At 65.6% G+C, this 20,312-nt stretch carries 22 protein-coding genes; 7 read left to right on the top strand and 15 right to left on the bottom strand.

From position 1 onward, the window contains the following. Positions 1 to 54: 54 nt before the first annotated feature. From RDU24_RS05790 to RDU24_RS05780, 3 genes are all read right to left on the bottom strand, one after another. Positions 55 to 348 (bottom strand): hypothetical protein, encoded by a 294-nt coding sequence (locus tag RDU24_RS05790; protein ID WP_308734796.1) that lies wholly within the window; start codon positions 346 to 348, stop codon positions 55 to 57. Positions 349 to 452: 104 nt separating this feature from the next. Then, positions 453 to 2,111: a DUF4384 domain-containing protein gene (locus RDU24_RS05785; protein ID WP_308734795.1), complete on the bottom strand. Its 1,659-nt coding sequence runs from the start codon at positions 2,109 to 2,111 to the stop codon at positions 453 to 455. A gap of 58 nt (positions 2,112 to 2,169) precedes the next feature. Continuing rightward, positions 2,170 to 2,484, bottom strand: coding sequence for a hypothetical protein (locus tag RDU24_RS05780; protein ID WP_308734794.1), 315 nt, complete (start codon positions 2,482 to 2,484; stop codon positions 2,170 to 2,172). Positions 2,485 to 2,785: 301 nt separating this feature from the next. Here RDU24_RS05780 and RDU24_RS05775 point away from each other — a divergent pair, with 301 nt between their 5' ends. Continuing rightward, positions 2,786 to 3,178 carry a hypothetical protein gene (locus tag RDU24_RS05775; protein WP_308734793.1) on the top strand — a complete coding sequence of 131 codons (393 nt, stop codon included), beginning with the start codon at positions 2,786 to 2,788 and terminating at the stop codon, positions 3,176 to 3,178. 11 nt (positions 3,179 to 3,189) lie between these two features. On the opposite strand, the gene RDU24_RS05770 is transcribed toward RDU24_RS05775, so the two are convergent. Continuing rightward, complete coding sequence (locus RDU24_RS05770) at positions 3,190 to 3,519, bottom strand: hypothetical protein (protein ID WP_308734792.1); 330 nt, start codon at positions 3,517 to 3,519, stop codon at positions 3,190 to 3,192. Between the two features lie 240 nt (positions 3,520 to 3,759). On the opposite strand from RDU24_RS05770, the gene RDU24_RS05765 reads away from it, so the two are divergent. Beyond that, positions 3,760 to 4,254: a hypothetical protein gene (locus RDU24_RS05765; RefSeq protein ID WP_308734791.1), complete on the top strand. Its 495-nt coding sequence runs from the start codon at positions 3,760 to 3,762 to the stop codon at positions 4,252 to 4,254. Between the two features lie 36 nt (positions 4,255 to 4,290). After that, positions 4,291 to 5,001 carry a CsgG/HfaB family protein gene (locus RDU24_RS05760; RefSeq protein WP_308734790.1) on the top strand — a complete coding sequence of 237 codons (711 nt, stop codon included), beginning with the start codon at positions 4,291 to 4,293 and terminating at the stop codon, positions 4,999 to 5,001. 77 nt (positions 5,002 to 5,078) lie between these two features. On the opposite strand, the gene RDU24_RS05755 is transcribed toward RDU24_RS05760, so the two are convergent. From RDU24_RS05755 to RDU24_RS05720, 8 genes are all read right to left on the bottom strand, one after another. Continuing rightward, the gene (locus tag RDU24_RS05755; protein ID WP_308734789.1) at positions 5,079 to 6,821 is read right to left on the bottom strand and encodes a caspase family protein; all 1,743 of its coding nucleotides are present in this window, start codon (positions 6,819 to 6,821) and stop codon (positions 5,079 to 5,081) included. A 204-nt stretch (positions 6,822 to 7,025) separates the two neighbouring features. Next, entirely contained in the window at positions 7,026 to 8,228 is a 1,203-nt protein-coding gene (locus RDU24_RS05750) for a histidine kinase (protein WP_308734788.1), read from the bottom strand. A gap of 144 nt (positions 8,229 to 8,372) precedes the next feature. Continuing rightward, on the bottom strand, positions 8,373 to 10,541 hold the full coding sequence (locus RDU24_RS05745; protein ID WP_308734787.1) for a tetratricopeptide repeat protein: 2,169 nt from the start codon (positions 10,539 to 10,541) through the stop codon (positions 8,373 to 8,375). Between the two features lie 144 nt (positions 10,542 to 10,685). Next, complete coding sequence (locus tag RDU24_RS05740; protein WP_308734786.1) at positions 10,686 to 11,420, bottom strand: ABC transporter ATP-binding protein; 735 nt, start codon at positions 11,418 to 11,420, stop codon at positions 10,686 to 10,688. Beyond that, on the bottom strand, positions 11,417 to 12,184 hold the full coding sequence (locus tag RDU24_RS05735) for an ABC transporter ATP-binding protein (RefSeq protein ID WP_308734785.1): 768 nt from the start codon (positions 12,182 to 12,184) through the stop codon (positions 11,417 to 11,419). The genes RDU24_RS05740 and RDU24_RS05735 overlap by 4 nt, the downstream gene beginning before the upstream one ends. Positions 12,185 to 12,199: 15 nt before the next feature. Then, positions 12,200 to 13,213, bottom strand: coding sequence for a branched-chain amino acid ABC transporter permease (locus RDU24_RS05730; protein WP_308734784.1), 1,014 nt, complete (start codon positions 13,211 to 13,213; stop codon positions 12,200 to 12,202). A gap of 10 nt (positions 13,214 to 13,223) precedes the next feature. Beyond that, positions 13,224 to 14,144 carry a branched-chain amino acid ABC transporter permease gene (locus tag RDU24_RS05725; protein ID WP_308734783.1) on the bottom strand — a complete coding sequence of 307 codons (921 nt, stop codon included), beginning with the start codon at positions 14,142 to 14,144 and terminating at the stop codon, positions 13,224 to 13,226. A 119-nt stretch (positions 14,145 to 14,263) separates the two neighbouring features. Beyond that, entirely contained in the window at positions 14,264 to 15,448 is a 1,185-nt protein-coding gene (locus tag RDU24_RS05720; protein WP_308734782.1) for an ABC transporter substrate-binding protein, read from the bottom strand. 227 nt (positions 15,449 to 15,675) lie between these two features. Between RDU24_RS05720 and RDU24_RS05715 the strand changes: the two genes are divergently transcribed. From RDU24_RS05715 to RDU24_RS05705, 3 genes are all read left to right on the top strand, one after another. Then, entirely contained in the window at positions 15,676 to 16,290 is a 615-nt protein-coding gene (locus RDU24_RS05715) for a D-sedoheptulose 7-phosphate isomerase (protein ID WP_308734781.1), read from the top strand. Positions 16,291 to 16,334: 44 nt separating this feature from the next. Beyond that, the gene (locus tag RDU24_RS05710; protein ID WP_308734780.1) at positions 16,335 to 16,766 is read left to right on the top strand and encodes a response regulator; all 432 of its coding nucleotides are present in this window, start codon (positions 16,335 to 16,337) and stop codon (positions 16,764 to 16,766) included. 74 nt (positions 16,767 to 16,840) lie between these two features. Beyond that, complete coding sequence (locus RDU24_RS05705) at positions 16,841 to 17,284, top strand: YbaK/EbsC family protein (RefSeq protein WP_308734779.1); 444 nt, start codon at positions 16,841 to 16,843, stop codon at positions 17,282 to 17,284. A 15-nt stretch (positions 17,285 to 17,299) separates the two neighbouring features. On the opposite strand, the gene RDU24_RS05700 is transcribed toward RDU24_RS05705, so the two are convergent. The 3 genes from RDU24_RS05700 to RDU24_RS05690 are packed head-to-tail and all read right to left on the bottom strand — an operon-like array spanning position 17,300 to position 19,487. Continuing rightward, complete coding sequence (locus tag RDU24_RS05700; protein ID WP_308734778.1) at positions 17,300 to 17,800, bottom strand: hypothetical protein; 501 nt, start codon at positions 17,798 to 17,800, stop codon at positions 17,300 to 17,302. Beyond that, positions 17,797 to 18,612 (bottom strand): metal ABC transporter permease, encoded by an 816-nt coding sequence (locus RDU24_RS05695; RefSeq protein WP_308734777.1) that lies wholly within the window; start codon positions 18,610 to 18,612, stop codon positions 17,797 to 17,799. The genes RDU24_RS05700 and RDU24_RS05695 overlap by 4 nt, the downstream gene beginning before the upstream one ends. Next, positions 18,609 to 19,487, bottom strand: a complete 879-nt coding sequence (locus RDU24_RS05690; protein WP_308734776.1) for a metal ABC transporter ATP-binding protein — start codon at positions 19,485 to 19,487, stop codon at positions 18,609 to 18,611. The genes RDU24_RS05695 and RDU24_RS05690 overlap by 4 nt, the downstream gene beginning before the upstream one ends. A gap of 200 nt (positions 19,488 to 19,687) precedes the next feature. Here RDU24_RS05690 and RDU24_RS05685 point away from each other — a divergent pair, with 200 nt between their 5' ends. Further along, the gene (locus RDU24_RS05685) at positions 19,688 to 20,134 is read left to right on the top strand and encodes a SemiSWEET family sugar transporter (RefSeq protein ID WP_308734775.1); all 447 of its coding nucleotides are present in this window, start codon (positions 19,688 to 19,690) and stop codon (positions 20,132 to 20,134) included. The last annotated feature ends 178 nt before the right edge of the window (positions 20,135 to 20,312 follow it).

Here is a 20,312-nt window from a genome sequence, read left to right as displayed (position 1 = left end):
GCGCAAAAAAAGAGGCGGGTCGCCCCGCCTCTTCGCTTGTTCTTTCGCTGTTGCTTACTGTCCGCCGACCTTCACGCTGCCGACCTTGGTCTCGGCCTTCACGCCCTGGCCCATGCCCACGTTGGTGACCTGACCGGCCTTGCCCTTGACCTTGATGTCGCCGGTCTTGGAGCCGCCCTTCACGTCAACGGAATGGACGTCGGTGGTGGCTTTCACGTTCTGCCCCATGCCCACGTTGGTCACGGTGCCGGCCTTGCTGTCCACGCTGATGTCGCCGGTTTTGGTGGCGGCCAGGGCCAGGGATGCGCTAGCCAGGACGATGAACGCGCACAATACGAGCTTTTTCATGAGACTCCCCCTTGAAAGGCTACAGGTTACGTTGCACGTGTACAACTCTCCAGTCTGTGCCGGGGCCTTCTCCTCGAGAGGCGAAACGCCCCGGCATGGTGCCCCTACTTGGCCTTGGTGGTGATGGCGACGGCGCGCTCCACCACGCTGGTGCTGGCGCCCTGGACCGGCTGCGGCTTCATGGGGGGTGCCGCCTCGCGGGCCTCGGTCGCCACGGGTTTTGCAGGCGCGGCCTGGGAAATCTTGATGCCGCGCGAGAGGTTGGTCAGGGCCTGCTTTCCGCCCTCAAGACTCAGCATGCCGCCCGTGCCCTCGCCCAGCGAGCGGGTCTTGACCGGTGGCAGCGGGGACTCGCTGGCGTAGAGCATGATGCGCTCCGCGCCGTAGGGCGGAGCCACGTCGAGGCTGAAGCCGTCGGAGTCCTCGGGCACATTGTAGGTGCGGCCGCCCTTGAAGAAGTCCAGGCTGCGCATGCCGTTTGGCAGCAGCTGCACGGTCTGGCCGTCGGCGGTGAGGTACACGATCTTGCCGTAGAAGTCCTTGTTGCCCTGGAGGGTGATGCGGATCTTCTCGCCCTGCTTGTACACGGCCTTGTCGGTCTTGATGTCCACGCTCAAGGGCACGCCGGGCTGGGCGCTCTGGCTGGCCGCGCGGCCCACCACGGAGCCGTCGATGGTCATGTTCTGCGCGGCTGCGCCGGCGCTGCCCTGGACCTTGCTCTTTTCGCCCAGCACAGGGGCGTTCAGGAAGAGCTGCTCGTAGAAGTTCTCGTCCAGCGTCTGGGCCTGGAAGCCGTACGCCGCGCTCACGGCCTTGATGGCCGCCACGGTGTCGCCGTCGAGGTTGCCGGTGGCGCGCAGGCCCCGGAAGCCGTAGACGTAGAGCAGGTTCTGGATCATGCGCACACGGCCCTGCTGGTTGGCCTCGAGGTACTGGTCGCGGATGTTCTCGATGACCACGGGATCGGGCTTGGCGCCCTGGTCCACGCACTTCCAGTAGGGCAGGTTCAGGTACTTGCCGAGGGTCTCCAGCACAGAGAGGTCCACCAGCACGCGCACTGCGGCGTGGCGGCCCTGGATCTTCTTGATGCTGCTCTTGTAGCCGAAGCTTGCGCCGAAGATGGAGAAGCCGAGGTCGAGGTCGCTGGCGGCCTTGAAGACCTTCATGGTGTTCACGGCCTGCACGCGCGGCACCATGGCCATGGTCTCCACGTCGGTGATGTTCAGGTCGATGGTGATGCTCGACACGGAATCGCGGTCCTGCTTGCCCGCGTCAAGGCTGGGGGAGTTCTTGCCCGCGCCGAAGCTGCCGCCGAAGTCGAACCCGGAGCTGCCGGACTCGATGGACCGGTCGAACTCGGTGATGCCGCCGTTCAGCACGATTTCCGGCTTCATCTTGCCTTCCAGCGTGGTCATGTTCAGGGCGGCCTGGTTCTTGATGTAGATGGGGTCGTAGGGGATGAACTGGATGCTGCCGCCGATGCCGTTGATGGCGCTCATGATCATCTTGGTGATGTCAAACGGGATCTCCGCGCCCGTGGCTGCGGAGGAACCCGTGTCGTCCTGCACCTGGGTGGTCTGCACGCGCAGGGTGCTCACCCGGAATTCGCGCGTCAGGCGCCCGAACTTCTTCAGGGCCTGTGAATAGGATGTTTCGGTGGCCTTGGGCGCCTCCACGGGCAGGGTCACGTCCGTGGGCTGCTTGCACGAGGACAAAAGCAGGCTCAAGGCGAGCAGGGTAACAAGCATCAGGCGTTTTTTCATGGTGCCAACTCCTTGCCGTGTGGCGGCTTGCGAGCCGCGCGGCGCCTGCCGCGGGCGTCTACTTCTTGATGATGTTCTTGTTGCCCTTGCCTTCGTCAATGATCACGATATCGCCGTAGATGTTGCCCCCGGCCACGACACTGTTGATGTTGGTGTCGCCGTCGCCGGCCTCGATGGAGCCGCCCTTGTCGCGCTTGGCGTCGCTCTTGGCCTTGACCTTCGTGTACTTGACGTTGGTGCTTCTCTTCAGGTCGTTGTCGAACTCGAACCCGTCATCGTTGCCGATCTTGTCGTCCATGTCCTTGGCCAGGGCCGACCCGCAGAATACCAGGGTCAGGGCCAGAATGAACGGGATGAGCGAGGCGCGTTTCATGTGTCCCCCTTGCGGGCCAGACCCTGCCAGCCGTCGTCCCTGGGCACCATGCCCAGGCAAGGACCGCTGGGGAGAGGTCCCACAGGATGCATTGAAATTACTCCGAAGCCCATAGCCCTGTCAAGGCGCGCACCCTCTGCCACAACTCAGCAGAAGGCCAAGGCGTTGCTCTCTTCACGGCCTTGTGCTATTTAATTCCATACACATGGCATCACCATTTCTTGCGGGAGGCGCAGCGAAACCGCGCCCGCAACAGTCCGATCCGACTCCAGAGGGCCGACAACAGGCCAGGAGGTGCCGCATGCTCCGCCGCGACCTCGTTACAACACTCCCCCATGAGACGCCGCTGACGGGTCCCCTCCCTCGTCGGGCTCCGAAGCCGCTGACCGCCCTGGCCAGCCTCACGCTCCTGGCGCTCCTGGCGACGGCACTGCCCACGGGCGCGGCCCAGGCCGGGCAGATCCGCGAGACGGACCTGATGGTGTCGAGCAAGGTGGGCAAGGTCTCCACCAGCGCCACGGGCGACAAGACCGAGGCCCGGACCAGCGTCCACACCATTGACATCCGGCGCGGCAGCCACACCGGCGATGTCAACGTCAGCGGCAAGGCCGACCGCGTGACCACCCAGGCCGGAGGCCAGAACACCAGCGCCGACAGCGCCATCGGCGGCGTCACCGTGGGCGGCAACAAGTAGTTCGGCCCGGCCTACTTGCGCTTGATGGTGGAGATCACGTCCCCGGCGGCGCGGCCGGGGGCCACCTTGCCCTGGTAAATGAGCTGCGTGTCGGCCAGGCCGTCCTGGGAGTCCTTCTTGCCGCGCTCCTGCCAGAGCCAGAGGTGGCCGTCACGGGTATCCACGATGAGCACCTTGGGCGGATAGAGGTTGTTGTCGCCGCCCTGCACCACCACGGGCTTGTAGCGCCTGACCTCCTCGGCCAGGGCCGGGCTGGTCAAGGCCACGGAGAGGGCCAGGGCGGCGCCGGCGAAAGCCAGCCCGAAAGACAGACAGCGGGGAAAACGGGGGCCTGCGTTCATGCGACCTCCAGGGTTGTGGCGCAGGCGGGGAGCCTGGCGCGTTCATGCCTGAGATGCTTCTGGTCCTGGTCCATTCTTGCCAAAGATTTCGCCCGCGCGCAAGGTGCGCGCCCATGCCTCAAGACGGCGCGGCAACCATGCGGCGCAACCGGCCCGGAGGTTGCCAGAAAGCCCCACTTCTGGCACAATATGACCAATTGGCGCCCGCATCCCCCCTTCTCCGGGCCTGGGAGGAACGAGATGTCCGCACCGGATGACCGCAGCACCCACCGAACTTTCCCGCATGCGCGCTGGCAGGCGCTCGCCCTCGGCGCCGCCATCGTCGTCGCTCTCGGCGTCGCTCTCGGCGCCCTGCTTCCGCCAATGGCAATGGCGGCGGACAAGGCCTACAACCCGAAACCCTCCGAGGATCAGCTCATCCGCGCGGGCTACCGCTTCGCCGGAGAGAAGTTCGAGGACAAGTTCCCGGAGATTCCCGGCGACGAGACCAACATCCGCGTCTTCAAGAAAGGCCAGGAAACCCTGGGCCTGTATATCCTGCCGAGCGGCCAGATCTACGGCTACGCCGTGAAGGTGGGCAACCAGCCCCTGACCGCCTACATCGACGAATACAACACCGGCTACTGCCAGAAGGACTACGGCGACGGAGAGAGCTTCAGCATCGACTTCGCCTCGTATCGGACGGAGCCCGGCTACGACTCCGGCAGGCGGCGCTCGTCCCGCAAGAAGCAATAACCCGCGACACATGCCCATCCCCGAGGAGGATCCGCGATGCGCACCCTTTCCCATACGCTGACGGCCCGGCCCCTGGCCGCCCTGGCCGCTTTCGCCCTGCTGGCCGCCCTGGTCTGCCTCGCGCCCGTTCGCGCCCAGGCCCAGGACGCCGCGCCCACCACCCTGGCCGTGCTGCCCTTCGAGAACAACGCCGTCACCGACCATGCGTCGTACGGCCCGCTGGCCCAGGGCCTCGCGGCCATGCTCATCACTGACCTCAAGCTGGCCGGGACGAGCCTCAAGGTCATCGAGCGCGCCCAGATCGCCGCCCTGCTCAAGGAAATCGCCATGGGGCAGACCGGCATGATCGACTCCGGCACGGCGGTGCAGGCGGGGCGGTTGCTGGGCGCGCAGGCCATCGCCTTCGGCTCCTTCATGGTGCTCGGCAAGGACGTGCGCATGGACGCCCGCATCATCAAGGTGGAGACCAGCGAGTGCATCCTGGCCTCGTCCATCATGGGCCACAAGGACGACTTCATGAAGCTTGAGCGCCAACTGGCCGAGAAGATCGCCGCGGCCCTCAAGGTCAGCCTTGCCGAGGCGCCCGCCGCGCGCGGCGGCATGGACGCGGCCATGCTCTACTCCCGGGCGCTGGAGGCGCTGGACAAGGGCGACAAGGCCGGGGCCGAGAAGCTCTTCGCCGAGACCGTGGCCGCCGACCCGGCCTACAAGCGCCAGGTGGACGGCGTGCTCGGCGCGCTGAAGTAACCTCCCGTCACCACAATGGGAAAGGCCCTGTCGGATGCGCTCCGGCAGGGCCTTTTGTTGTCGGCGGCGCTGTGCGGCTACTTGACGCGGATATCCACCTGCTCGGCGCCGAAGTCCTGCACGAAGATCTTGCGCTTGCCGCCCAGGGACTGGTTGTCCACGGCCACGGCCAGGTCTTCGCCGCTGCCGCCGAAGAGCAGGTCGAGCACCAGCAGGCCGCTCTGCTTGTTGAAGCGGTCGGTGTTGACCTGGGTCACCCGGGGGGTCTTTTCCAGGGCCGCGATGAGCGCGCCGTACACGGCCATGTCCTTGACCCCGGTGGCGAACACGCGCACCGCCCCGCCCTCCGCCCCGGCCTTGGCCGCGGCCTCCGCCAGGGTGGGCGCCACGAAGCCGTCCACGGTTTCCTGCGCGGCCTGGGCCAGGGCCTTCTGCGCGCCGTTGAGCGCGCTGATGTGGGCGGCGCTGGCGGTCTTCACCGTGGCCCCGACGATCTGCCCGGTCTGGGAGCTGATGATCTTGAGCTGGATGTTGGTCTGGATGGACTTGAGTCCCGTGCCGGGCATGATCTCGCCGCCGTCCTGGATGACGGCCTTGCCCACCAGCACGTACTTGGCGCCGAACATGGCGCCCAGTTGCTTGGCCGCGTCCACGTTGCCCGAGAGCGCCAGCCGGGCCTGGCCCATCTGGTTGGCGGCCTCAAGCTGGCTCTTGTCGATGAGCGGGTAGCCCTTTTGGCTGAGCTTGGCGATGAGCTCGTTCTCGGCCATGTTCATGCCCTTCACCGGGCAGTTCACGCAGTCCTCCTGCAGCAGGAACATGAGCTTGGGAGGCTTGGCGGCGACGGGCTTCAGGGCCGCCGGCGCGGCCTGGGGCGCTACGGCAGCCTTGCCCGCCGGAGCCTGGGGTGCGGCCTGGGGCGCCTGGGCCGAGGCGGCCTTGCTGCGCTCCAGCTGGCTTTTCATCTCGTTGATTTCCTGGCGCTCCTTCTCGATGCGCGCCCATTCCTCGGCCACGGCCTTGTCGGCCGGACCCTCGGCCGCGCCGCCGCCCTTGAAGAAGAAGTCGCCGGTGAGCGAGGACGCCTGCCAGGGCACCTGCTTCTTTCCCGTCTCGCGCATGACGGACACGCGGACCTTCTTGAGCACCTTGTCCACCTCCAGGTTCGGGGTGGGCATGTACTCGAGCATGTACTTGGTGAACACGCCGTTCTTGCCGGTGCCGTCGGCGGCGGTGTCTCCGGGGGCCGTGGCGTAGGCGATGAACGTGCCGGTGGGCGCGTCCATGCGCGCCAGGCCCTTGGTGCTGGAGCGGTAGCTGCGGGCGAAGGGGTTGTCGCGGCAGGCGTCCAGGATGACTATGTTCAGCGGGTTGCCGGCGGTGTGCATGGCGTCGAGCACCCGGCCCGCGTCCACGCACTCGTACTTGACGTCGGACTCCTGGTTGATCTTCGCGCCCACGGGCACCAGGTAGTTGGTGCCGGAGACCTGCATGCCGTGGCCCGCGTAAAAGAACAGGCCCACGGAGTCCTTGCCGAGCTTGCCCTGGAAGGTGCGGATGGCGTTCTCCATCTGCTTCTGGTTGGCGTTCAGCTCTCGGATGACCTCAAAACCCATGCTTTTCAGCATGTTGCCCATGTCCGTGGCGTCGTTGACGGGATTCTTCAAGGGCGAGGTCTCGTAGTTCGAGTTGCCGATGACCAGGGCCAGGCGGTGCTGCGGGGTCTCGGCCCAGGCGGTGGGCGCCAGCAGGGCCAGGGTCAGCAGCGCGGCCAGGGCAAGGACCGCGCGCAGGGTCCAGACGGATTGGCGTGGGCGCATGGGTGCCTCCTTGCGGGTGCGGGGACTTTTGACAAGTCATACCCGAAGCAGGGAAACATGGCAATCCGGCGGTGGGCAAAGACACACGAACCCCTCGCAGAGGAGAGCCTTGACCGGGGGGACGGCCCCATGCCGGGCCTTATGGGGGGGGAGGCGACGCGCACGGACACCCGCCGGTTTTGCCAGCGGTTGCCGGAACCGGCTTCAGCTTTGGTTGCCGTACTTGCCGGGAAGGCCCACCGGGTCGAGGTCGAGAACCTCCTCGCCGCGGATGTAGTGCATGATGCGCGGGTGGTCCACGGCGTCCAGCAGGTTGGCGATGGCCCCGCGCAGGCGCTCGGCCCCGCCCAGGGCGCAGGCGATGAGCTCGATCTCGCGCGCCAGGTCGAGCCCGGAGCGCACTTGCCGGAGCACCGGCACGGCCCCGGCCTGGATGCCCGCCTCCAGGTCCTCCTTCACCAGCTCCAGGCAGTTCTTGATGACCGACAGGGCGTTGTTGCCCACGTGCGCCATGCCCCCGGAGGCCTTGGCCAGGGCGTCGCGGCCCACCTCCAGGCGCGAGCCCACCGTGAGCGAGACGATGCGCGAGCAGTCGATGAGGAACTGGTGCTCGTAGCCGCTGAAGAAGCCCTCCACGCGCGAATAGAGCATGATCAGGCCGAAGGGGCGGGTGTCGTGCCCGCGCAGGATGAAGGCCAGACGCGAGCGGTAGCCCTCCTGATAGGCCACGCAGTCGTAGGACTCGCCCCCGCGCTCGGAGCTCATGAGGTTGTTCGAGAGCACGTAGCTCCACTGCTTGCTGGCCACGGCCTGCATCACCGGGTGGCCGGGGATGCTCTCCTCCATGGCGCGCACCAGGATCGGCGTGCTGGCGCCGTGCTGGGTATTGGCCGCCACGTTGACCCATTCCTCATACTCGTCGCGCAGGCGGCAGACGAAAAGGTCGGCCTCCAGCAGCTCGATGAGGACCTCGGCGCTCTGCTCCAGCACCTCCTCGGGCGTCTGGAACTCTCCGCCCACGTTGACCAGCGCGTAGGTGATCTGGACCATGAGCGACATGCGCTCGTGGGCGCGGCGCAGGAGCGCGAACTTCTCCTCCAGGCGGTTCAGCTCTGTCTTGGCCTTGCCCCGGCGGCGCAGGCGCGCGGCCACGGGCTTGTCGAGCTTGACGCGGATGTCGGCGAGCATGGGCAGGAGGTTCCGCCAGTCGTAGATCTTCGCGCGGGCGTCGACGAACTTGGGGGTTTGGTTGGCGGCGGTGAGCCCGGCCTTGATGGAGAGCATGAGCTCGCCCATGGAACGGCGCACAGCGGGCGGGGCCGCCCCCATGATCGCCATGAGCTCCTGGCGGACGGGCGGCGACGGGACCGGGCAGGCCTGGGCCGAAGTTTTCTTGCTGCGGGGCATGGGCGTTCCTTGCGCGCTCGCGCATCCTCGGCAGCGGGAATCGCCGCGCGAGACCTCCTCTATAATCCGCCAGGAGAATTTGGCAAGCATTGTGCGGAAAGGAACGAGGCGAAAAAAAGGGGAGCCGAAGCTCCCCCATGCACCCTATCCGCGCTTTCGGGAGGAAGGCTTGGGCGGTTTCTCCCCTGCGGCCTGTTTGTGGATGAAGGTCAGGCAACGCTCTCTCAAGGCTTTCTCAAAGTCCTTGACCAGTTCGTTGAAGTTCCGCAGCCCCCTCGTCTCCGTGCTGTGATAATAGAACAGGGCCAGCCGTTCCTCCTTGCAGAGCTCGGCCTCGAGCGCGGCGGAGGGTCGAACGGGGCCTTTGCTCTTGATGCAGTACACCTTGCGCTCCCGCAATTCATAGATGAAGGTCAGGTCGCCGGGCAGCACCAACGTCCGGGTGGCTTCAGTCGTTTGGAAGCTTTGCACGCACTCCGCGATCATCTCCACCAGCTTCTGCTGAAATTCCTTCAGTTCCTCGCCGAACTCCGACACCATGGCCAGTTCCGGACGCAGAGAGGATATGACTCGCACCGTACCCATGAGCCCCAGGTGGTTGGGGTAGAAGACGCCTTGCGTGTCCGTGGGCAGCGTTGCGGTGAACTCTTTTTCCTTAACAGAGCCAAGGTGCGGAACGAGAAGATGCGTGCCGCCGGGCTCCAGGCCGTAACGCTTCCAGATCTCCTCACCCTCGATGTCGGCTTTTCGGTCCTTGGTCTGCGGAAACAGCCCCGTATCAGCGGTGATGACCACGCGTGTAGCGCTGTCGTCCTGGGCACCCAAGGTAAACTCCAAACCCACGGCATACTTCTTTGCCACCACCTCGTCGTGGTAGGCAGGCAATACCCGCAGGACCAGCCCCTCGCCAAGGTCATAGCGGTGGCCGGGCATGAGGGTCTGCACATCTTCGAGATGGTGAGCGCCGCGCAGATCGATGAGGCCGGAGAACTTCATCTGGCACCCGGCGTTGAGGAACAGCTTGACGGACTTGAAGCCTTCGTCCGTCGGCTCCCTCAATTCCTTGTCATCATTGTACTTGTACACGAGTGAGAGGATTGATTCCAGGTCCGCCGTGTGGTCGTTGTGAGCGTGGGTGATGACGATGTTGTGGATATCGGTGATGCGCCCGCCGATGCGGTTGAAATTTTCAAGGAAGTTGTAGCCTGGATCAACCACAGTGCCGATCCCGTTCACAAGGAAGAAGTAGCCGCCGCCGATGCTCCGCTCACCATCCTCACGCGGTATGCAGGGGGTATAAGAATTCCACTTGCGCAGGATGAAGAACAGCGCCTGGTCGTCTCGGAGCAACGACTCCGGCTCCAGAAAGTCGTTGATGTGGCGAGTGCTCTCCTCCATCTTCTTGCAGATCTCATTGATGGACTCGTTGAACTCGCTGCGCACCCTCTCCACAACAGCCATCAGGTCATCCAACTGCTGTTTCTGGCTGCCCGTGGCAGCTGCCGTTATTTGCTTCTTGCCTTGCAGAACGTTCAAATACCGGCTGAAACGCTGCACATACCCATCGCCAGGGTTCTCCTTTGCAACCTTCCGAATGAGCCGCATCGCCTCATCGACGTTGCCCAGCTGGTGCAACTGCAAGGCCTTGTTCGCCTGGGCCTGGACATCGTTCGGTTTGAGCTTCAGGGCTGTTTCGGTGCATTCAAGAGCCTTGCGATGGTTGCCCTGCTGGCCCAGGGAAACGCCTTTGACGCGCCAGGAGTTGTAGTCCTTGGGGTTGAGCGCCAGGGCCTGGTCATAGTATGCGAGCGCTTCGGGCTCCTTGCCCAGCTTATACAGAGCGATGCCCTTGTTTCGCAACGCGTTGAAGTCTTTTGGGTTCAGCGCCAGGGCCTGATCGTAGCAGGCGATGGCGTCGTCCTCCCTGTCCATCTCGGAGAGGACAACCCCCTTGCTGCACCAGGCGCGCCCGTCCTTCGGACCCAGCAAGAGGGCCTTGTCATATAATTGCAGGGCCTCCGCCAGCTTGCCCTGCTTGGACAGGCTGACACCAAGCCCCCGCAGGAGGAAATGGTCTTCCGGCCTCAGGGCCAGCGCTTTGCGGAAAAGGGCCTCCTGGCGCTTGTTGTCGTTCTTGACATAGTCCGCCACCTCCCCCTGGAAGAAATTGGCGTAGGCAGGATCCAGCCCTTCCGCCAGCTTCAAGGCCTCATCCAGTCGATGCTGGCCCTGCTGGTCTTCGCCGTTGCCGTAGAGCACGTCGATTTCAACGCTCATCGCCCGCAGCTTCTCGATATCCTTCACCGTAACCATGCGTCCTCCTGCGCGTCCATTTCGTGCAACCTATATCACGCAGGCGCAAAACTCTAGCCCGAAATATCGTATACGCGCAAAAAAAGAGGGGAGCCGAAGCCCCCCCCATACAATTTCAGTAAAACGACGTTTCCGTCGCGCGAGCTATCCTCCGAGATACGCCTTCTTGACCTCCGGGTCGGCCAGCAGCTCCTCGCTGGTGCCGCGGGCCACGATCTCGCCGGTGTCCAGCACGTAGCCGCGGTGGGCGAAGCGCAGGGCCAGGTTGGCGTTCTGCTCGATCAAGAGGATGGTCATGCCCTCCTGGTTCAGCACCTTGAGCGTGCGGAACATGTCGTACATCAAGAGCGGGGCCAGGCCCATGCTGGGCTCGTCGAGCATGATGAAGCTGCACTTGCTCATGAGCGCGCGGCCAACGGCCAGCATCTGCTGCTCGCCGCCGGAGAGCGACTCGCTGCGCTGCTTGCGGCGCTCGGCCAGACGCGAGAACAGCGTGTACACGCGCTCGAAGTCGCGGTGGATGGCCTCGTGCCCGTCGGTGCGGGCGTAGGTGGCCAGCTTCAGGTTTTCCTCCACCGTGAGGTTGCCGAATATTCTTCGGCCCTCCGGCACCAGCGCCATGTTCAGCTCGCTGACGATCTTGTGCGGCGGAACGTTCAAGAGGCTCTGGCCCTTGAACAGGATGTCGCCCTCGGTGACGCGCGGGGCCTCCGGGGGTGGCAGGCGGCAGATGGACAGAAGCGTCGTGGACTTGCCCGCGCCGTTGGCGCCGATCAAGGTCACGATCTCGCCCTCCTTCACGTCGAAGGAGATGCCGTGCAGGGCCTCGATATTGCCGTAGCGAACCTTGAGGTTCTTGACTTCCAAGAGCGTGTTCAAATCGTGTCGTCTCCCAGATAGGCTTTGATGACCAGCGGGTTGTTCTGGATCTGCTCGGGCGTGCCGTCGGCGATGGTGGCCCCGAAGTCCACGACCTTGATGCGCGTGCACAGGCTCATGACCACCTTCATCTGGTGCTCGATCATCCAGATGGTCACCGGGAAGGTGTCGTGGATCCAGCGCACCAGCTTGATCAACCCTTCCACGTCGGCGGAGTTCAGGCCCGCGGCGGGCTCGTCGAGCAAAAGCAGCGAGGGCTTGAGGCTCATGGCCCGGGCGATCTCCACGCGGCGCTGCATGCCGTAGGACAGGTTGCGCGGCAGTTCCAGCGCATATTCCTTCAGGTCCATGGCTTCCAAAAGCTCCCAGGCGATGCGCTCGATCTCCTTCTCGCGGACCATGTACTTCTTGGTCCGCAGGAAGCAGTCCAGCAGGCTGTAGCCCGCGCGGTAGTGCTGCGAGACGCGGATGTTGTCGAGCACGGTCATCTCGCCCCAAAGGCGAATGCCCTGGAAGGTGCGCGCCACGCCCAGGCTGGTCACCTGGTGCGGGCGCATGCCCTTGGTATCGCGGCCGTTGATGGTGATGGCGCCCTCGCTCGGCTGGTAGAAGCCGGACACGAGGTTGAACACCGTGGTCTTGCCGGCGCCGTTGGGGCCGATCAAGGCCACCATTTCGCGCTCGCCAAGGTCGATGTTGAAGTCGTTGACGGCGATGAGGCCGCCGAAGCGTCGCGTGAGTCCTTTTACTTCAAGAAGGGGCATGCTCTCTCCAGGGGACTATTTGAAAGAATAGTACTTTTTGAGCTTCGGGAACAGGTCGGACAACTCCTTGTTGCCCATGATGCCCTCGGGCCGGAACTGCATGAGCAGGATCAGGAGCAGGGGGATGACCACCCATTTCCAGATCTCCAGGGGGCGCAGGACCTCGAGCAGCACGGTGAACAGCACGGCGGAGAGCGTGGCGCCCGAGAGCGAGCCCATGCCGCCCAGGTACACCATGACCATGACCTCGGTGGACTTCATGATGTCGAAGGAGTGCGGGTTCACGTAGCCCAGGATGTGGGCGAAGAGCCCGCCCGCCAGGCCTGCGATGCCCGAGGACAGCATGAAGGCGATGAGCTTCATGCGGTTGGTGTCCACGCTCATGATCTCGGCGGCGATTTCGTCCTGTGCGATGGCCGGCACGCCCTTGCCGAGGGTGGAGGACACGAAGCGCCGGAGCAGCCACACGCTGAACAGCGTGCCGAAGAGCACCCACAGGAGCATCCAGGGGATGTCGACGATGCCCTCCATGCCGTTGACGGCGGCGTTCATGCCCATGAACCCGCGCGGCCCGCCGATGATTTCCAGGTTGTCGATGGCGGAGATGACGATGTAGTTGGCCGCCAGCGTGATGATGGCCAGGTAGTCACCGCGGGTCTTGAACGAGGGGATGGCCACCACCAGGCCGGCCACGGCGGCAGCGGCCGCCCCGGCGAACAGCGCGATGGGGAAGGCGAAGAGCGCCATGGACGGCGGCAGCAGCGGCGCGCCCAGGATGTGGTTCTTGCTGAAGCACAGGACCGTGACCACGGAGGTGACGTAGGCGCCCACGCACATGAACCCGCCGTGCCCGCAGGAGAACTCGCCCATGTAGCCGTTGACGAGGTTCAGGCTGGTGGACAGGATGATGTTCACGCCCATGAGCATGATGACGGACTGCAGATACTGGTTGATGACGCCAAGCTGCGCCAGCACCGTGAGCGCGAAGATGCCGACGAAGAGCGAGATGGTGAAGGTGTGTTTCTGCATGCTCTTCTCGCTAGATCTTCGTGGTCTTGGCTACGCCGAAGAGGCCTGTGGGCTTGAGCCAGAGGATGCCTAGCAGCACCGAGAAGGCGAACAGGTCGCGCAGGGTGCTGGGGAACACGGCCACCACGCCGATCTCGATGAAGCCGAGCAGGAACCCGCCGACGATGGCCCCGCGGATGTCGCCGATGCCCCCCACGACGGCTGCGATGAAGGCCTTCCAGCCGATGAGCGCGCCCATGTAGGGTTCAAGGATGGGGTAGCTCATGGCGAAGAGGATGCCCGCCAGCCCGGCCATGCTCGAACCGAGAATGAAGGTGAACACGATGATGGTGTCCAGCGGGATGCCCATGAGCGGGATGGCGAACTTGTCGTAGCTGATGCCGCGCATGGCCATGCCGATCTTGGTCTTGCTGACGATGAACTCGAGCAGCACGAAGACCGCGATGGCCGCCACCACGACGACGAGCTTCAGGTTCGTCACCGAGATGCCGCCAAAGGTCCAGACGACCTTCTCCATCAGCTCGGGGAAGCTCTTGCGGCTGGCGCCCAAGAGGGCCAGGTTGCCGTTCTCCAGGATCAGTCCGGCCATGAGCGCGGTGATGACCACGTAGAGCCGGTCCGCGCCCTTGCGGCGGAGCGGCCGGTACATGGTGCGCTCAAGCGTCACGCCCACCAGCGAGGTAAGGATCATGGTGGCGGGCACGGTGATGGCGAGCGTGAGCCCGGGCGAGAGCCCCAGGCCGTTCATGCCCTCGCCGCCGAGGAGCAGCACCGCCACGAAATACGCTATGTACGCGCCGACCATGAAAATGTCGCCGTGCGCGAAGTTGATCAGGCGCAGCACGCCGTACACAAGTGTGTAGCCCAGGGCGATGAGGGCGTAAAAGCTGCCGAACTGCAACGCGTTCAATAAATGCTGAAAGAATTCCACCGCAGACACCTTGCCTTGGGAGAGAGCTTGAGCGGGCCGGGAGCGCCTGGCCCGCGTTTTAAACACAAAGCGGGCGGGGACCTTTGGTGGTCCCCGCCGCGCAAAGCATGCCTATCCGGCTACTGGGGGCAGACGGATTCCTTGAACTCGAACTTGCCCTCGGGGCTGATCTGGACAACCACGGCGCACTTGTTGGGGTCGCCAGTGCCGGCGAACTTCATGGTGCCGGTGATGCCGGCGAATTCCTTGATGTTGGCCAGGGCATCACGCACGAGCTTGCGCTCGGCCTTGATGTCCTTCTCGACCTTGCCGGCCTCCTGGATGGCCTGGAGCACCAGGCGGGTGGCGTCCCAGGTCAGGGCGGCCACGTCGTCCGGAACGTACTTGTACTTGGCGTTGTAGCGATCGATGAATTCCTTGGTCGCGCCCTGGGCGCCGGCGGCGGCGTAGTGGGTGCTGAAGAACTGGCCGATGCATTCCTTGCCGCACAGGGTCATGAGCTCAGCGGAACCCCAGGCGTCGGAGCCCATGAAGGGACCCTTGTAGCCGAGGTCACGCGCCTGCTTCACGATGAGGGCGACCTGGTTGTAGTTGTCGGGCACGAAGATGAAGTCCGGGTTGGCGGCCACGATCTTGGTCAGCTGGGCCGAGAAGTCCTGGTCCTTGGTGCCGTGGGACTCGAAAGCCACCACGGTGCCGGCGCCGCTCTTCTTCTCCCACTCGGCCTTGAAGATCTCAGCCAGGCCCTTGGAGTAGTCGTTGGCGATGTCGAAGAGCACCGCGGAGGTCTTGGCGCCGAACTGCTTGGCGGCGAAATTCGCGGCCACGGGACCCTGGAAGGGGTCGAGGAAGGCGGCGCGGAACACCCAGGGACGGTCCTTGGTGGTGTCGGGGTTGGTGGACCAGGGGCTCACCATGGGGGTCTGGTTGTCGTTGCAGGCGCCGCCGGCGGGGATGGCCTGCTTGGAGGAGTTGGGGCCGATGATGGCCACGACGTTGTCCTGGGTGATGAGCTTCAGAGCGGCGTTGACGGCGCTCTCAGCCTTGGCCTCGTTGTCCTGGTAGACGAACTCGACCTTGTACTTCTTGCCGCCCACTTCCAGGCCGCCCTTGCTGTTGATGTCTTCCTTCAGCATCTCGGCGGCGAACTTGGAAGCCTCGCCGACCTTCGGGATGTCGCCCGTAAGCTCAAGGTTGAAGCCGATCTTGATCGTGTCGCTGTCCTTGCCGCAACCCATGAGCGCAAACGCGCCCAGAGCCAGGGCCAGGAACGCCACCAGCAGTTTCATAGTCGTCTTTTTCATCCGTTCCTCCTCCAAAATTGTAGAAAATTGTGCAACACAAACCTATGTGCTCAGTTCCTTACCTCAATCAGAACGGGAGTTCAAAGCATTTCTCACAGAATGACGGTCGGACATAGACGCCGAACATTATTCGGCGCCCTGGGCAGAGGCGGCGCGTTGCCTGCGAGGGCAAAAGCGTGTATCAGATCCCGGTTGCGCGACACATTGACCGAGACACCGGAGACCCCATGTCTGAAAAAGCCATCCGCAAGGTTCTGGACCACGCCCGCGAAGGATTGCGCGTGCGCGAAGCCTTCTTCGAGGAGCACGCCGCCCACCTGGTCGGCATCGCCCGCGCCGTGGCCCTGTGCCTCACCGAGGGCGGAAAGGTGCTCTTCTGCGGCAACGGCGGCAGCGCAGCCGACTGCCAGCACCTGGCAGCCGAATTCGTGAACCGCTTCAAGCTGGAGCGCCCGCCGCTGCCAGCCATCGCGCTGACCACCGACACATCCATCATCACCGCCATCGGCAACGACTACGGCTTCGACCTCGTGTTCGTGAAGCAGGTCCAGGCCCTGGGCCAGGCGGGCGACATCCTGGTGGGACTTTCCACCTCCGGCACCAGCCGCAACGTGCTGGCCGCCCTGCGCGAGGCCAAGAGCCGCGGGCTGACCACCATCGGCATGTGCGGGGCCATGGTCGGCGAGATGGAGCCCCTCTGCGACCACCTTATCAGCGTGGGCAGCAAGGACACCCCCCAGGTGCAGGAGGTGCACATCGCGGCCGGGCACATGCTCTGCCACGTGGTGGACCACTTCCTCTTCGAGTCCGTCATGGAGCTGGGCGCCAGGCCCAAGGGCTAGCGCCGCGAAGGGCTTGCCGCCGATCGTGACCGCCGGGGAGAGATATGCTGCGCATCCTGATCGTTGAGGACGAGCCGGTGAACCGGGAGTTCCTGCGGCTGTCCCTGCGCGGCCTGGGCGACTGCCTGGCCGTCAGCTCCGGCGAGGACGCCGTGGCGGCCCAGCGAACCGCCCTGGAGCAGAACCAGCCCTTCGACGTGGTCTTTCTGGACATCATGCTGCCCGGCATCAACGGCCTGCAGGCCCTGGAGCAGCTGCGCGCCCTGGAGGACAGGCACGGCGTCCCGCAGGAAAGGCGCGTGCCGGTCATCATCACCACCACCCTGGACGACGACAAGACGGCCTCCCGCGCCTTCATCCACGGCCAGGCCGTGTCGTACATGACAAAGCCCTTCCGCGCCGCGCAGATCCGCGAGGAGCTGAGCAAGCTGGGGCTGCTGGGCTGCTGGGCCGAGGCCCCCGCCCCGGGATCATGACGCCATCGCCAGCCTCGCCCCCCGGGGGCGGGACACCCTTCGAATCGTTGCGCGCCCTTGTGGAAGGAAGCGGCGTGCCCCACACGCTGCACGCCCACCAGAGCACGCGCACCATCGACGAGGCCCGGGCAAACCTGAGCCTCGACGTGACGCGCATCGTCAAGACCATCGCCTTCGGCCTGCGCGACGGACGCCTTGTGCTGGCCGCCCTGCGCGGAACCCTTCGGGTCGATTATGCGAAGCTGGCGGCGGCGCTTGGCGTGAACCGGCGCGACGTGGCCGCGCTGGCCCCGGCGGAGGTGCTCGCGCGGCTCGGCGTGGAGCCCGGCAGCGTCTCGCCGCTGCCCCTGCCGTTCTACGGGGGCGCCATGATCCATGTCGATGAGGACGTGCTCGGCATCACGCCCACGCTGTACTGCGGCTTCGGCAGGCCTGACCGCACCCTGGAGATCGCCCCGGCGGACCTGCTGGTTATCAGCGGCGCACGCCCCGGAGCCTTCTCCCGAGCGGCCGTTTAGCCGCGCAGTCCCGGCCTACGGGGCCTCGGGCATCTCCCGCCGGATGACGATGGCCAGGCCCTTCTGGCGCAGGCGCACGGCCACCTTGCGCGCGCGCTCAAGCGTCGGCAGGGTGGTCAGCACCAGCTGCGCACGGCCCGACAGGTCCCAGACCCAGACGTTCTCGCCCACCAGCACGCCAGCCCGGCGCACCCGCTCCAGCAACGCCTCGCGCGCGGCCTCCCGCGCCTGAAAGTCATGCTCGTCGAGCGGCCCGCCCTGGGCCAGCACCCACCAGCCGCGTCCGGCCCCGGGCTCCTCCGGCTGCGGCGCGCCCTTTGAGGCGCACCCCCCGGACGCGCAGCCCTTGTCCCGGCAGCCGGTGGCGTCGCAGCCGCCCGTCGGCACGCTCCCGCCAACGTCCGTGGACCTCGACGCGAACGGCCCGCCGGTCACGGCCGAGCGCACCAGCAGAGCCATGCGCCGGATGTGCCGGGCGATGTCCCCGACCTCCACGTATTCGCGCAGGTGGCTCACGACGCGGCCCCCCGCTTCCTGCCCGGCACCGCAAGCGACAGCGCGAAGCCCGCGCAGGCAGTGGCGATGATGGTGGCCCCGGAGGTCAGGTCCAGCATGTAGGAAAGATACAGCCCGGCCACGCAGAACACGGCGCTCAAGACGGCGGACAAAAACATCATGCCCGGCAGCGAGCGCACCCGGCGCTCGGCCATGAAGGGCGGAATGGTCAGAAGCGCCATGACCAGGATCAGGCCCACCACCCGGATCACCAGCACCACGCACACCGCCACCAGCGCCATGAGCAGGAAGTGCAGGAAGCGCACGGGCACCCCGCGCGAACGGGCGAACTCGGAGTCGAAGCTCATGACCAGGAGCCCGCGCGAGAACAGCGCGGCCAGCGCCAGAACCAGCGCGGAGAGTCCCGCCATGAGCACCAGATCGCTCTGCGGCACCGCCAGGATGCTGCCGAACAGGTAGCTCATGAGGTCGGAATTGTAGCCGGGCGTCAGGTCCAGCAGGATGATGCCGAGCGCCATGCCCGCCGCCCACAGCACCCCCACCACCGTGTCCGAGCGCTCGCGCGCGTCGAGCGTCACCCAGGCCATGCCCAGGGCCGCGCAGGTGGAGAAGGCGGTAGTCACGGGCAGCACCGGCAGGCCCAGGAAAAAGGCCAGCCCAACCCCGCCGTAGGAGGCGTGGGCCACCCCGCCCGCCAGGAACACGATGCGGTTCACCACCACCAGCGACCCGATGACCCCGCAAATGACGCTGGCCAGCAGCCCCGCCAGGAGCGCGTTGCGGAAAAACTCGAAGCCGAGCGCCTCCATCATGACGCGCCCCCTTCGCCCTTTCCATCGTGGCGGTGCGCGCCGCCGCAGCAGTCCGGGTGGTCGTGGTCGAGCAGCACGCGGTGCGGCACCGGCCCGTGCGCCACCAGCTCCACCGGGCACGTGGCCTTCAGGTCCACGCCTGCGGCCTCGGCAAAGATCTCCGGGGTCAGCCTGCTCTCGGCGTGGTGGTGCAGGCTCCTGTTCACGCAGGCGATGGACGTCACGCAGCCGTCCACGGTGCTCATGTCGTGGCTGACCATGACGATGGTCATGTCGCGGTTCAGCTCGGCCAGAAGCTCCATGAGCTCCTGCCTGCTCCTGCCGTCCACGCTGGCCGTGGGCTCGTCCAGCAGCAGCAGCTCCGGCCCGCTCACGATGGCCCGGGCGATGAACACCCGCTGGCGCTGCCCGCCGGAAAGCTCCGACAACCTGCGCCCGGCCTGGTCAGCCAGGCCCACGCGGGAAAGCGCGTGCAGAGAGGCCTCGCGCTCGGCGCGGCGGACAGCCGGGTTGAGCCACCCCGTCACCGACGAGACAAGGCCCGCGCCCAGCCCCGAAAAGCCGGGCCGCACCAGGCCCAGGCTCACCGCGCCAAGCACCGTGATGGGAAAGCTCGCGGACACGCTGGTGAACTGCGGCAGATAGCCGATGCGGCCGCCCGCAAGCCCCGGCTCCTGGCCCAGCACGCGCACGCTGCCGCCTCCGGGCTTCACCAAACCGAGTAGCACCCGCAACAGCGTCGACTTGCCCCCGCCGTTGGGCCCCAGCACCGCCAGGAACTCGCCCGCGGGCAGCGCCAGGCGCACCTTGTCCAGCACGCGCACGCCGCCGTAGGCGAACCAGAGGTCGTCGATTTCGATTGCCGGGTGCTGCACTTTTGTCCCCTTTCCAAAATCGCGCGCATGGCGCATCCCCGCTGCAATACCCCCACGGGCGGGTGCAAGGCAACGGTTTTGCGCGCGCCGAAAACCTCGCGACCTGGCGGTTGCCCCGCCGCGCGGACTCGGGTATCAGTGCCCCCGAAGAAGCCCCCGACGCAATGCCGCCAGCCGCCAGCGCCGGAAAGGAACACCGCATGGAACGCATCTACATCGAATACATCGGCCTGGCCGCAGGCACGCTGACCACCGCGGCCTACCTGCCGCAGGTCTGGAAAACATGGCGCACCAAGGCCGTGGGCGACATCTCGCTTGTCATGTACACGTCCATGTTCCTGGGCGTCACGCTCTGGCTGGCCTACGGCGTCCTCATCAAGGCCCCGGCCGTCATCGCCGCCAACGGCGTCAGCCTGCTGCTCATCGGCGGCATGCTGCGCATGAAGATCAAGTACCGCAAACTCGGCAAAGCCAATGGCGGCCAGACCGCCGAAACACAGCCCAATCCCGGCCAGGCCAACCCCGGCCAGAACTTCACGGGCCAGACCCACACAAGCCACAACAGCGGACCGTCCCTGGCCACCCAGCTCGGCCGCTCCCTCCGGCAACTCAAGGACAAGCACCACAGAACCTGGGGCAAGCGCTAGCCGACGAGACGCCGGGCCAGGGGCTTCGCCTGGACCGGGAGACGCCTCCGGCGGCCGGTGGCCTGAGGCCCCCGGACCCCCCAATGGGGCTGGACAGGGTGGCGAGGACAGGCGCGTCGGCTCGGCTGGGCGAAGGCAATGCGCGCAGGTTTTCGGCGAAGACGCCGAAATACCTGCG

It is taken from the genome of Humidesulfovibrio sp., from assembly GCF_031082295.1.
Lineage (GTDB): Bacteria > Desulfobacterota > Desulfovibrionia > Desulfovibrionales > Desulfovibrionaceae > Humidesulfovibrio.
The sequence above is the reverse complement of the archived record's forward strand: the minus strand, read 5'-3'. Positions and strand labels throughout refer to the sequence as shown.